Origin of the sequence: Mucilaginibacter angelicae (genome assembly GCF_042434235.1) — a bacterium.
Classification (GTDB): Bacteria; Bacteroidota; Bacteroidia; order Sphingobacteriales; family Sphingobacteriaceae; genus Mucilaginibacter; species Mucilaginibacter angelicae.
Genome location: NZ_JBHLTS010000073.1, coordinates 112,642 through 126,171 on the forward strand (window position 1 = coordinate 112,642; position 13,530 = coordinate 126,171).

The window sequence follows — 13,530 nt, forward strand, 5'->3', positions numbered from 1 at the left end:
CCATGAAAGGATTTATACTGTCATTCCGTTCGGAGTTTTACAAAAGCCGTAAAACGCTTGGCTTTTGGGCTTCCATTATATTGCCCTTGCTTATTGGTGTATTGTTGTTCACCGGGTTTTATGTGAAAAGCGAGCGATTGGTTTCCTTGCCGCCAATGGTACTCTGGCTGCAATTTGCAGGTGCAATTCTGGCCATTATGGGCTCGCTGATATTGCCGATGTATATCATTTTTATTGCTTACTCGGTAAATAGTATCGAACACCGCGCCGATACCTGGAAAACGCTGTTTAACCTGCCTATACCGCGGTGGTCGGTTTATGCGGCAAAATATTTTTATGCCGTATTCCTTGTGTTTTTATGTTTAGCACTCTTTGTGCTGTTCACTATAGGTTTTGGCAATTTGCTGAGCATAGTAAAGCCCGAACTGCGGTTTGATAATTTCCACATGGAGAGCGAGCTGGCGCAGATCTATTTTAAACTCTTTCTATCATCATTAGGCATCCTTTCTATCCAGTTTTTGCTCAGCTTATTTTGGGCCGATTTTTTGAAGCCGATGGGGATCGGTTTTATATGTACTATAGCAGGTGTGGTGGCTGCCTCAAAAGGCTGGGAGTATAGTTACCTGTTTCCATATGCTCACCCCATGGAGGCTATAAGTTCCATGATAAAGCATAATCAGAGTGACCCTTCTAATCGGTTGCAGATAGATATTTTTACTAAAGATGTATCTGTGAGCCTGGTGATTGCCTTTGTTGTATTTGTTGCCGGGTATTTTATTGTACAGCGTAAGAGTGTGAAATAGGTTGTTTAGTGATTGAAAGTTAGAGATTTTAGCTGATTTGGTGTTTTACTTTGAACGCTGATTCAGGCCGTCAATAATTGAGGCTATTTCTTTATTAAGTGAATCAATAGTGTTTTGTGAAACGGATTGTTTCCCTTCAATCTGCTTATAATAAAGATTATAGCTTTGTATCCGCAATTCGCAATACCGTTTTAAAGTAGCGTCCCGCTCCTTATATACATCTGGAAGCGGAAGCGAGTCGACAGCATTGAGCAGGCGGATGTTCTCGTTCCAATAATATAATCCCCGATCTTTAAACTCAGAAAGTAAAATCTCTTTAGTGGTATCTTTGGGCATGCTCATCACTTCTAAGGCCATCGACTCTTTTATAGCGAAATCTTTCATCTTCGCTTCGTAAATACCAACCGTATTAGGGATCATGCGATAAGCAATAAGGCATCCGCCTAATGTAAAAAAGGCAATCAGCATGGTAGCTACCAATTCTGTTCCCTTTTTATCTGGCTGTGTAAGGCTTGGGTAATAAAGATAACCGATTACGAATCCGCTGATTAAACCGCCTATATGTGCTGCATTATCGATGCCCGAACTGGTTCCGGATAATAGGTTAAACCCTACAAATAGCGCTATACTTACTAAAAGTTGCTTACGTACCGATTTATCAATTACATTGGTTGTAAGCAGGGACAGGAATACCCCGTACATACCAAATATAGCGCCCGAAGCGCCCACGCTAACTGTATAGCCGTGGTATGATACGCTGGCGAGGCTGGCTACTAACCCGCTAAGGAAGTACGCCACAGCAAACTTTAGCTTACCAAGCACCGGTTCAAGCAAAATGCCGATGTATATTAAGGCGTACATGTTCATGGCAAGGTGAAAAATGCCATTATGAAGAAATGTACTGCTGATTAGCCGCCACCATTCGTGGTTTAAGGTTAAAGGCCCATAATCTGCCCCCCAAATTAAGAGGTCCTTTGATGAAGGCTCAAAAAAGGATACGCCGCAGATCACCATAATAATGAATATGGCTAAGTTGATGTAAATGATCAGGGGTGTTATGAAATATCCTTTTTGAGGAATAAAAAAGCCGATGAAGCTTAACAGGTTTTGTTTAGTGGATGGTAGCGGGGCATTTAAAAGATCATCTTCTGCCGATTCAAGTATAGGTGCAAGTTCAGCCAGCTTTTCTTCCAGTTGTTCATCTGTTATTGAAGTTTTGACTTTGCTGAATGCTTCAATAAAAGTATCTACGTTTTCTTCGTTTAATTTTAGCCAGTCGCCGAGCCTGCCGTCTGCGTTTTTACTGCTAAGCAATATACTTGTTTGATTTATAATGATGCGAAATTCCTGCATCTGAGAAAAGAAGCCTCCGCCTGTCATAGCTATGAAACCGTTTTTGCCGGTGTAGATGATATTCCATTGAAGATGCCGGGCAGTTTCAAGTGCTGTAACAAGATAATGTTTTTGATCTAATCCATCAAGATCAATCTCTTTGTGGAAAGAAGGTGTAAAGCTAAATGCCATAAAGTTTAGGACGTTTTATGGCTAAAGATGGCAATAAATCTATTATCTATCCAAAAAAACGACACTTGATATATCAAATCTTTATATCTTGGTGCAAAACCTTTATCATGAATAAACTGCTCTTCCTTAACATTGGTTTGCCCGAACTGGTGCTGGTATTGTTATACCCGGTTTTAGTTATTTATTGCCTTATTGATATAATCCGTTCAACGTTTAAAGATCCATCGAATAAAATAATCTGGGCAATTGTTGTGATACTGATGCCTTGCCTGGGTTCTGTATTGTATTTGGCAATTGGACGAAATGGTAAGGTAAGTTAGGTTTGCCATTTGAAATAAAGCAAACCTGAGTAATAAAGCTGCAACTCATATTAAATAATCACAAACTGGTACAATTTTAATCACTTATAAACTAACCTTAAAAACATGGTATTAATATTATTGTACGCCGCTTTAGTTATCTATTGCCTTATTGATATTGTCCGTTCAATGTTTAAAGATCCAACCAATAAAATAGTATGGACTGTTGTTGTGATACTGATGCCTTACTTAGGTTCGATGCTTTATTTAGCTATTGGAAGAAGGAGTAAGGTAAGTTAAGCATCTTGTTTTGATATGAGAGACCGGTTCCGTTTTAAAAGTAAAAGATAAACTATTATTAACAGCGGAATAAAAATCATTAGAGATTTTAAATAGGATAATAAAGTTTCTGAATAACTGAAGTTTGATATAATAAAGCCGGGGTGTTCTGTGTAAAATACTAAAGCGGCTAATGCGTATACAAATAATCCCCAAACTATTGTCCCGGTGATTGACTCCCGTATTCTTTTCAGCCACATCATTTGGGGAAGTAAAATATAAATAGATCCCTCGATTGCAAATGCAAACCAATATGGGCCAAAAATGCGGTTGCTTACAGCAAACTGTTCATATTCGTTTTGTGAATAGTATGCTACAAATATTTCTGAAATAAAGAGTATCAGGTAAACTGTTCCGGCAAAAAGCAGCATCCAGTTTGTTGCAGTGACAAGTATGTTGATATTTATTTTGTTGTTAAATATTTTGCTGAATTTTAATAAGATAAGCAAAGGAATAAAAAACTTTAAACCTGTGAAAACCGCATTGAGTAGAGTCCAAATTATCAGCATAGATTAAATGGATTTAAAGCTTGTTTGGTTTTTACTTTTCTCATTTAGATGAGTTCTTGAATTGCGTTTTTGTTTTTGACGGGAACCGGGCGATACAATCGCCAACCCATTTTAAGCGCTCGTTGCAAACGAGCGCAAGTATAAAACTTTTGTCATGCTGAGGAACGAAGCATCTTCTTCGCCCTGTATAGCGGGTATGCATATCGAAGAAGATTCTTCGCTATCACTCAGAATGACAACGGCTTATAATGTTGTAAACGTGTCTCTAAAAACTACCTCACCGGTTTCGGAAACACCGGCAAACTCTCATGTCCATCCCCGTCAACGGACTGTACCGCAAAAAAATAATTATCCTTTGAATAATTCAACGTTGCTGTGGTATCGGTAACGTAAAACTTCTTTTCCCAGTAAGGGCTGATGGTTTCGCGCATCAGTACATAATAACCAGCAGGTTTTTTGCCTGTGGCAGGTACTTCCCATTTTAGTTTGGTTTTATTGGTCAGGTCGCTGGTGATAATGCCCACATTTTGTGGCTCAGCCGGGGCCGAAGCAAGATTGGCTAATACCGAAAGGTTCATCCGGGCTACTTTTTGTACATAGTTAAAATCAACAAAATCGGGTAAGTCGCCATATTCAACACCGTTTTCAGTACGGATATTCTGGTGCTGGCGGTTAAAGTTTTCGTTCATTTCGGTAAACCTTACGGCCGTAAAACCCTGCTCTAAAAATGGCAGGTGGTCGCCCCCGCGCAGGTAACGGTCGCGACGGTAAATAAGCTTTACATCCAGTTGGTCAACATAACGCTCTCCAATCTCTTTAGCGTATCGCGCCAATTGCCTCGACGGACTATCATTTTCGCCCCCTAATGATTTTAGCGCTGCTACCTGTTTATCTGTAGCAGCCGTAGGGACGCCATCGCTGAAAACACGCACGCTGCGGTTATCCTTCAGATCGGTTTCCATGCCGTAAGTATTGCCTACAATATCGTTGTTCAGCATAGCATCCACATTCCAGTTTTCGGCTTTGGCCCGTTTGGCAACATTGCCCGATCCGTATAGCCCCTGTTCCTCACCAACAACAGTCATGAAAATAATAGTAGCGGGGAACGATCTTTTAGCCATCACCCTTGCCAGCTCCATAGAAAGCGCAGTACCCGAAGCATCGTCATTTGCCCCTGGTTCAACCCCATTGGCATCCATCACATCATTAATCCGCGAATCGTAATGTCCCGAAACGAGGTAAACCCTGGTATCATTAGGATCGGTACCTTTTAGTATAGCCAGCACATTTTTTAATTTGATAGGTTTATCAACACGCTGACTTTTGGGCTGTGTAAAAGTATCAAACTGAACGGTCATTCTCCCGTTTGATTCCGCCGCATATTTCTCCATCTCGTCCTTGATCCAGTTACGCGCCGCGCCGCTGCCCGTGGTTTTGCTGGAGGTGTCGCTCAGCGTGTGTCTGCTTTTAAAGCTTACCAGCTTGCGGATAGTAGCTTCAATATTTTTTGCCGATACCTCGTCAACCATTTGTTTTATGCCAGCATCTTGTTTTACAATGGTTTGAGCAGTGGCGGGGAAGGTGGCGATCAGGAAGAGGAATGGGATGATATATTTCATAAAATGATGTCTGAACCCGAATTTATAGAATTAATGAATTTGCAGAATGAATATCGATGTAATATTCATGTGATTATTCCCCTTCCTCATCCGCAACAATTCCTAAAATCTCATCGGCCTGTTTGAAATTGCTTTTTACAAAATGGCACCAGTCGCATTCTTTTTTGCCGCAACCAGTGCTGAAATTGTGGGCCATGATCTGGCTGTATGTATCCCTGATCTGTTCGGTAACCGTTTCCACATCTTCGGGCGTTATCACAAACTTTTCGCGGTGGTATTCCCCCTCGCTTACAGGTTCAACAAAGTCAAAAACAGTGCTGATCACCTGCCAGTCGGTGGTACGGTCATGGTCTATTAATATTTTATAAAACACTGCCTGGCGCCAGTAATCACCCCCATTAGGAAGATCATTGGTTGGGCGCATCAGCTTTTCTTTTGCATTTTTAAGTTTACCGGTTTTGTAATCCACAACTGTGGCCTGCTTGCCGTCAAATTCTATCTTATCGAGGTTCCCTTTAATAGGTACGCCGGATACTTCAATGTTTTTTATAGATCGTTCGGTTACGGCTATCTTGTTCCAATGCGGTACGTTTTGTTCGTAATATGGCGGCAGGATCTTTTCACCATAAGCCGAGCGCAGTTTAAACTCATCTTTGGTGAATGAATCGCGGTTGCGGGCCATGTACCATCTGAACTCGCGCATGAAGTTTTCGGTAGTCAAAAACTCGTTGTCATTATCTTTAAGCTGCCTGTATGTTTTGTTGAGTGCCCAATGCACTGCCTGCCCAAAAGTAGCCGCCGGACTTTTACCCGATGGAACCCTGATTAAACATTGAAAATAAAAACGCAGCGGACAATCCAAATAACTGCTCAGGTGGGTTACCGAGAGCGTATAGTTTTGCAGCAACTGGTTAATGTAGTTTTTATCCAGCAGTTCAACTTTGGGCTTATCGGTTTCGCTAAACTGAGTTGCCTGGAAATCAATCATGTCGATAGCGTCCACTTTAGGATATTGCACCCGCATACTGGTGCTGGCCAATATCTCACCTATAAACTGGCTTGCTTCCTGGTCTTTGTCCTTCCTGTCTTTAGAGGCATATGAAATCATGAGGTGCTGCTTGGCACGGGTAACGGCCACATAAAACAGGCGGCGCGCTTCTTCCTTTTGAGCGATTTCGTCGGATGAGGCCCTTGTTAAGGTATCAGGATAACTGAAGCCGCTGTTACGGCCTTTGCTATCCCAGGTACGTTTATCGCATCCTATGAAAAATACGTATTCAAACTCAAGGCCTTTGGAGCCGTGCGCAGTGAGGAAGTTAATGCCATTTTCCGAAAATATGGTTTGATTTAGCTCCAGCCTGATCACGTGTTTCTTCATCATCTCAATGGTTGAGATCAGGTCATTCAGGCTGATGTCGGGCTTTTTGCGGCTTTCATCTTTCAGGAAATCAAAAAAGCTGGTGAGCATTTGCATGTAGCTGCCTTTATCCTGCTGCTGCATAATATATTTCAGGATTCCCATTTTGGCGATAACGCTTTGGAAAAGTTGCTGCAGGGTAACGCTAACCGCTTCTTTAAGCAGGTAATCAATATTGCTTATGAGGTACCGCATCTCCTGTTGCTGATCGGGATGAAAAAGGTCAGCCTGCTTGGGTGGCCTCATCTCACTCACATAACGGCGGATGGAGGTTTTGGGCTGATTATAAGCGAGGGTGCCAAAGTTTTCCTTAAATACAGCCACGCTTGCTTTGGCAATTTCAATAGGGGGAATGTTAAAGAAATCATAATGCATGATCTCAAAAAGCAGTTCATCGCCGCTGTATGGCGAGTCGAGCTCCATGGCAAGGTAACGCAGTATGTTGATGATCTTTTCGCCAAAGGGCTGGGTGAGTACATCGATTTTACGTTTGGTATTCACCTGGATCTTTTGCACATCCAGGAATTTGATCATTTCTTCAACCTGGCTGTGGTTACGGTAAATCACGGCTATCTCGCCCGGAGGCACACCGTCTGCTACCAGTTGTTTTATTTGCAGGGATACGTCAACGAGTTCCTTATCCGGGTTTTCGTATTCACGGATCACCGGCTCAACCAATAAATTGTTGAAACGCGGGTGCGACGATTTTAAAGCCTTATCTAAATTAAGCTGACTGGTCAATCGCTCAAAGTTATTATCGATGAGCGCTTTTGAAATATCGAGGATCTGCTGATTGGAGCGGTAATTATGCTTCAGCACTACAGTATATAATGTATCTACATAATCATTGGCAAAATCAAGGATGTTCTTCATGTTGGCTCCCTGAAATTTAAATATCGACTGGTCGTCATCGCCAACTACAAAAACGTTAGGGGTATCCCAGTAGTTAAGCAAAAAACGCAGCAGCTCATTTTGTGATCCGCTGGTATCCTGGAATTCGTCAACCAGGATATATTGAAAGCGTTCCTGGTATTTACGAAGTATTTCTTCGTTATCCCGGAAGGCCCGCAGCACCCAAATGATCATGTCATCATAATCATAGCGTTTTTTGGCGTCCATTTTAAGCTTGTAGTTTTCAAACTCAGCAACGGCAGCCAGCAGCTTTTTCATAACCTCGTGCGCGGCATCGATATCTTTTTGTTTGGGATCGCCAACCTTAATGCCTGCTTTGGCGTTCGCCCGTTTATAAATAAATTCCTCCCGGTTTGGCAGGTCTTCCAGGTATTCATTTACGGCCTGCTCAATCATTCCGGCATCCCAATTCTCCCGTTTCATGGTGCTGAACAGGCTTTTTAAACGGGGAACGTCATAATAAATATCTCCCGTAAAACGCTTCAGCAAGTGATCATTCGGGAACTCATCAACCAGCTCGCGAAAAAGCATGGCTGATTCCAGGTCGGACAGTGACTCGAGGTTCAGCTTTCCGAAATACTCCAGGTTTTCCTGGATGATCTCGTTACAAAAAGCGTGGAACGTATATATATTAATCCGGTAAGCATCGGGGCCAATAAACTCAAAAAGCCGTTTGCGCATGGCCACCGCGCCGGCATCCGTATAAGTAAGGCACAGGATCTCGCTGGGAAGGGCATCGGTATCGGTCAGGATCTTGCCTATCCGGGCAGCCAGGATCTGGGTTTTTCCCGTACCCGGACCGGCCACAACAAGCACCGGGCCATCCATCCTGTTCACTGCCGCCAGCTGCTCGGGGTTTAAACCGGCCAGCGCCTCTTTAAACTTATTGTTATATTTATTGAATGTAGGTTGCATAATATTTAGTAAAGATAAAAAAGGTTGATGCTGCATTTACAAACAGGATAATAAATATGATATTTATGCCCGTATTATCAGATCATGGAAAAACCTTATCAGGGCAGGGCGATAGTTGAGGATAATTTCGACTATCTCAAAATTACTATTCCTGCAAAGCGGAATTATCTCTTTTTAGTGTATATATTTTTTTGGTTGATTTTTTGGGGCTTTATAGGATCATCGGCCATTACAGAATTTTTTAGATCTCATGGTGATTTTGATCGTGGGTTTATGATATTTTGGATCAGCGGTTGGGCCTTTGGCTTTGTTATGGCTGCAAAAAGTATAATTTGGCTATTTTGGGGTAAAGAGATCATTGAGATTGGCATGGGTACTTTCAGCATCAGCCGGAAAAACGATCTGTTTACCCGTGAAAAAGTATATGACCTTGAGGAGTGCAGGGAATTCAGGATCAGGGAAGTAGATTCAGAATCCGACAGGAAGTACTGGTCTGTATTTTATTACAGAAATAAGGAAAGGGGAACCATTGCATTTGACTATGGCATGCAAAACTTCTGCTTTGGAGAAGATCTTTATGAGCCAGAGGCACAATACCTGCTTAGCATTATGAAAAGTAAAAAGGTATTGACAGAAAGCCAATTTAAATAACAGCTATGGCCTGATAAATTATTACCAATCGAGGCACACCTAATCTCTAACCTCCAGTCTCTAATCTCTAACTATAATCCCGTCCCGGTAGGGAAAAACGCATTCACACTTACAGGCAGCTTACCGGTAGGTTTTAGCTTGCCGCTAAGTACTTTGGCTGCTGATTGCTGCAGCTCGGGCGACATCTGGTAACAAACCATTAAGTTGCCCGCTTTTTCAAGGCCCGGCAAGCCTGCTATAGTGTAAGCATTGGCAAATACACTGAACGCTGTGTTTTTCCGGGATGCCAGATCGGCAATCATCATTTTTACGTCGCTGCTATAGTCAAGCTTGCTTTGCGGGCGCAGGCGCGTATCATGTATGCCCACAATTATTTGCTGGTATTGTTTAAGCCAGTTAAGGATATTGGTAACCTCAAGTGCAGGTGCATCTTTATTAACTATAAATATGCGGCTGTTCGGGAAGTTTTTTACCACTTCCATTTGGAACAGGGTTGGTGAGCTCACACCTATACTTACTATGGCCGTTTTTAAAAAGGGATTAAGCCTTGTGTTATTGTTCTTTAATTGTGTTACCGCGGCATCGCTTAATTGCTGCACCAGTGTTTTTGCTGCATCACTATTAATATCCTGGCTTAAGTTAACCGGCGATGCAGGTTTGTACTGATTAAGCCCGGCCCAGTATTTGGCGGCCAGGATCTTTTTAATCCGCGCTTCAAACTCAGCTGCGCTAACACTGCCATGCCTCACGGCTTTACGGATCAGGTTAATAGCCCTGTCAGAGTTTTCAGATAATTCAATGATATCGTTGCCTGCAATAAATGCCCTTACATCGGCTTCGCCGTTAGGGAAATATTTGGTTACCCCTTTCATTTCCATAGCATCCGATATCACCAAACCTTTAAACTTCAGCGAATCCTTTAAAATACCGGTAATAATAGGGCGCGAGAGGGTAGAAGGGAGTTTGGGCGTATTATCCAATGAAGGAATGCCCATGTGCGCAATCATTACACCGCTGATCCCGGCGTTGATAGCTTCGCGAAAGGGATACATCTCCAATGAATCCAACCTTGCACGGCTATAGGGCAGCAATGGCAAATCAAAATGCGAATCGACATTGGTATCGCCATGCCCCGGAAAATGCTTGGCCGATGTAAGCAGACCTGCATCCTGCATCCCCTTAAAATAAGCGATACCTTTTTTGGCTACGTTATACATATTGTCGCCAAAGGAGCGGTAGTTGATCACCGGGTTGTTGGGATTGTTATTCACATCCATATCCGGCCCGAGGTTCATCTGCATACCCAGGCGCTTAAAATCATAGGCTACCTGCTGTCCCATTTTGTATATCAGGTTATTATCCTGTATGGCGCCGAGCGTCATTTGATATGGATACGATATGGTAGAGTCGAGGCGCATGCCCAGTCCCCATTCGCCATCCATGGTTATAATTAAGGGTACTTTAGCCAGTTTTTGGTATTTATTAATAAGGTTGGCCTGGCGCACAGGGCCGCCCTGAAAAAATACCACGCCACCCAACTGCTGCTCTTTAATTACCTGCCCAACCGAATCTTCATAAGCCTTCCCTTTATTGGTATGCGCACGCACAAACAACAGTTGCGCCACCCGCTGCTTGCGGCTCATTTTATTGTACACTGAGTCTACCCAGCGGTTTTGCTTGCCCAATAACTGGATATAACTCTCTTTTTGAGCAAAAGCATCGGCAGTAAAAAATGTGAAGATGATAATTAACGGATAAAAAATGCGGGTTTTAGAAGCTTGCATAGGTCAAATGTAGCGTTATTCTGAATTTTTGATGAAAATGATGTTACAACTATTACAAAAATCAAACCGCTAATAAACCTTTACGTTTTTTATTAATCTATCACGTTATTAACATACATACAGGGAAAAGCCCGCGGCAACCGGTAAATTAATTGGCCGAAGGCTTTTCCTGCCACTTATTTAAAACAGAGAAAGACGATGAAAAAATTACTTTTTTTGGCGATATGCCTGTTTACCGTTGGTACAGTTAGCGCGCAGGGATATTATTATGGTCCGCGCCACCGCCGTCCGCCCCGTCGGGTTGTTGAAAGGTCTCAGCCACAACGCCGCTATGATGATTTTTATACCCCCAAAGTTGGTGTGGCGGTAGGTTTAAATGTTTCAAACACGGTTGATGCTTATAACAGCAATTACAGTTCGAGCTCAATTGCCGGCTGGCATGCTGGCTTAACGTTTGATTTGCCTATTGTCTACCCCTTATCATTCGCTCCCGAAGTATTGTTTTCGCAAAAAGGGTATGAGGTAAATGACAGGGACGGGAAATTTACGCAGCGCACCAATTATATCGATGTACCGTTGCTGGCTAAGTTTAGGGTAGTACGAGGCTTTAATCTGCTGGTTGGTCCGCAGCTTACCTTTTTAACATCCACCAAAAATACTTACGAAAGCAACCTGGGCACCAGTATCGATCATATCGACAATGATGCAGACCATAGCTATGTAGCCGGTGTAGTGGGCGTAAGTTTTGATATTAACCGAAATGTAGAGATCCGCGGTCGTTACAATTTCGACCTGGGCGAAAATCGCCCTTATGCCGATCAAGACCTGCCCAATTATCGTAACCAGGTTTGGCAGGTTGGTTTAGGGTTTAAATTTCAATAGTTGTATAACTATTTTTCACACAAAGGCGCTAAGCTGCAAAGGGGAATGTTTCCAAAACTTTGCGGCTTAGCGCCTTTGCGTGAGATTAAACTTCAACGCCATATCCGTATTTATAAGTTACCATTCCCTCGGCGGGTGTGCCGATAGGATCCTTATTTCTTTGGGGTAATAATTATTGATACGATTTGGTAATAATTTAGCCCAGCCAAGCGGGTGCCCTTCATAGGTCATCAGCGTCCAGCCTTTATCTGTTGTTATCAAATCTATATTATCCCGGCGCAGGTATTGGATGGCCTGCTCCTTATTAAGAGGAGTTTGCAAAACAGCATCTTTATTAACCATGAGGCTTAAGGCCAGTTCATGATCGGGGATCAGGTCCTTACCGGCAAGCTTACCAATAATCACCCCCGATTTTTTAATATAAAGATGCCTTTGTAATATGTTAAGGCTTTCCTTATGTGCGCGGTTAATGGCCATCCAGTCCTCATTTACTTTAAAGTAATAAAATTCGTCGGGATTATTAATGTATGAACGTACCTGGTCAAGTTCCTTGCCGGGCAGTTTTTGCTGGGTATTGTTTTTAAAAGATGCCAGATCGCCACTGTTTTCTTTTTTGCGCAGGCAGGAAGCAAATAAACCTTCGCCTTTTACTTTACCAGGGTAAAAGCGGTATCCCCAGGCTTTTTTCTCCGGCGATTGGGTTTCAACAATGCCCCATTCATTATTAATAGGTATGCGGACGCTTTCCATGTCAAACTCGGTGCACAGCCAGTCAAGGATCTCTTCGTTTTCCTGGTGCGAGTAGGAGCATGTACTATATATAAGGTAGCCATCTTCTTTTAAGGCCGGATAAATATCGGCAAGTATACGTTCCTGCCGCTGATGGCAAAGGTTCACATTCCCTTCCGACCATTCGTTCATCGCATCCGGGTCTTTACGAAACATGCCCGAGCCCGAGCAGGGGGCATCAACCAGTATAATGTCAAAAAAGCTTTTCAACCTCCCAAAATCTTTCGGATCGTTATTGGTAACAATAGTATTGGCCGTACCCCAACGGTTCAAATTATCCGTTAATATAGGTACGCGGGTTTTAATGATTTCGTTTGCCACCAACAGATCGGCAGGCAGCAGGGCCGAATTAAGGAGGGTGCTTTTGCCTCCGGGGGCCGCGCAAAGGTCAAGCACTTTTACCGGATCGTCATTATTTTGATTGATTGTTTTAAAGATATGGTCAATAAACATCGACGATGCTTCCTGTACATAGTAGCACCCTGCATGAAAAAGTGGATCAAAAGTGAACGATGGGCGGCTTTCCAGGTAATAACCGTTGGCGCACCAGGGTACAATTTGTGCGCTTTTTAAGGCCGTTGGCTTAAAAGGATTAACTCTTATTGAAGTTGGAGCATCCTCAAACTGGTGCGCTTTTACAAAATTTTCTTCGTCGAAACCGTTTTCTGCACTTAATGATGTGATGAAATGCGGTGGGAAATTAAGCTCGTTCATATACATTTCAAATATACGCATTAGGTAAATGCCCGTCTTTACTTAATTATAGCGGTAGCTTCATGTTTGTTTTCCCTTAATTTACAGCGAGTTGTAAAACAGGTTTAATTATTTGAAAATATATCTTGGTTGGAAGCTGATTTTCTGTGTACATTTGTGACCGCTTTAGGAAAAGAGGCGTTGTTTTTTGAAATTAAGGGCGAATAAAAAAGATTTAAAAAAGTGAAATTTTCACTTGCTAAATCAAAAAGAAATTCGCACCTTTGCAGCCGCTTCGAAAAGGAAGCGGATGTTCTTAAAAAGGTTTGGAAAGCGGCTGGAAAGCAAGGAGAAAGAGAAAAGAAAACGCTGCTAAAAACCACCAAAAAATAAA

Annotated in this window: 11 protein-coding genes; 5 read left to right on the forward strand and 6 right to left on the reverse strand. The window is 42.6% G+C overall.

Translation table 11 applies throughout. The annotated features are described in order from the left end of the window. Positions 1–2: 2 nt before the first annotated feature. Entirely contained in the window at positions 3–803 is an 801-nt protein-coding gene (locus ACFFGT_RS24320) for an ABC transporter permease (RefSeq protein ID WP_377025113.1), read from the forward strand. Positions 804–848: 45 nt separating this feature from the next. Here ACFFGT_RS24320 and ACFFGT_RS24325 read toward each other — a convergent pair whose 3' ends face one another. Then, positions 849–2,327, reverse strand: coding sequence for a rhomboid family intramembrane serine protease (locus tag ACFFGT_RS24325; RefSeq protein ID WP_377025114.1), 1,479 nt, complete (start codon positions 2,325–2,327; stop codon positions 849–851). 107 nt (positions 2,328–2,434) lie between these two features. Between ACFFGT_RS24325 and ACFFGT_RS24330 the strand changes: the two genes are divergently transcribed. Continuing rightward, positions 2,435–2,647 (forward strand): PLD nuclease N-terminal domain-containing protein, encoded by a 213-nt coding sequence (locus ACFFGT_RS24330; RefSeq protein ID WP_377025115.1) that lies wholly within the window; start codon positions 2,435–2,437, stop codon positions 2,645–2,647. A 105-nt stretch (positions 2,648–2,752) separates the two neighbouring features. Further along, positions 2,753–2,926, forward strand: a complete 174-nt coding sequence (locus ACFFGT_RS24335; RefSeq protein ID WP_377025116.1) for a PLD nuclease N-terminal domain-containing protein — start codon at positions 2,753–2,755, stop codon at positions 2,924–2,926. An 820-nt stretch (positions 2,927–3,746) separates the two neighbouring features. On the opposite strand, the gene ACFFGT_RS24340 is transcribed toward ACFFGT_RS24335, so the two are convergent. After that, positions 3,747–5,093: a M28 family peptidase gene (locus ACFFGT_RS24340; protein WP_377025117.1), complete on the reverse strand. Its 1,347-nt coding sequence runs from the start codon at positions 5,091–5,093 to the stop codon at positions 3,747–3,749. Positions 5,094–5,166: 73 nt separating this feature from the next. Next, positions 5,167–8,337 (reverse strand): ATP-dependent helicase, encoded by a 3,171-nt coding sequence (locus ACFFGT_RS24345; RefSeq protein ID WP_377025118.1) that lies wholly within the window; start codon positions 8,335–8,337, stop codon positions 5,167–5,169. An 84-nt stretch (positions 8,338–8,421) separates the two neighbouring features. On the opposite strand from ACFFGT_RS24345, the gene ACFFGT_RS24350 reads away from it, so the two are divergent. Continuing rightward, entirely contained in the window at positions 8,422–8,988 is a 567-nt protein-coding gene (locus ACFFGT_RS24350) for a hypothetical protein (protein ID WP_377025119.1), read from the forward strand. 71 nt (positions 8,989–9,059) lie between these two features. Here ACFFGT_RS24350 and ACFFGT_RS24355 read toward each other — a convergent pair whose 3' ends face one another. Continuing rightward, complete coding sequence (locus ACFFGT_RS24355; protein ID WP_377025120.1) at positions 9,060–10,772, reverse strand: glycoside hydrolase family 3 protein; 1,713 nt, start codon at positions 10,770–10,772, stop codon at positions 9,060–9,062. A gap of 198 nt (positions 10,773–10,970) precedes the next feature. Between ACFFGT_RS24355 and ACFFGT_RS24360 the strand changes: the two genes are divergently transcribed. Next, the gene (locus tag ACFFGT_RS24360; RefSeq protein WP_377025121.1) at positions 10,971–11,654 is read left to right on the forward strand and encodes a porin family protein; all 684 of its coding nucleotides are present in this window, start codon (positions 10,971–10,973) and stop codon (positions 11,652–11,654) included. A 117-nt stretch (positions 11,655–11,771) separates the two neighbouring features. On the opposite strand, the gene ACFFGT_RS24365 is transcribed toward ACFFGT_RS24360, so the two are convergent. Both ACFFGT_RS24365 and ACFFGT_RS24370 read right to left on the reverse strand, forming a co-directional pair. After that, entirely contained in the window at positions 11,772–13,178 is a 1,407-nt protein-coding gene (locus tag ACFFGT_RS24365; RefSeq protein WP_377025122.1) for a methyltransferase RsmF C-terminal domain-like protein, read from the reverse strand. 83 nt (positions 13,179–13,261) lie between these two features. Beyond that, a partial coding sequence (locus tag ACFFGT_RS24370) for a hypothetical protein (RefSeq protein ID WP_377025123.1) occupies positions 13,262–13,530 on the reverse strand: 269 nt, incomplete at its 5' end.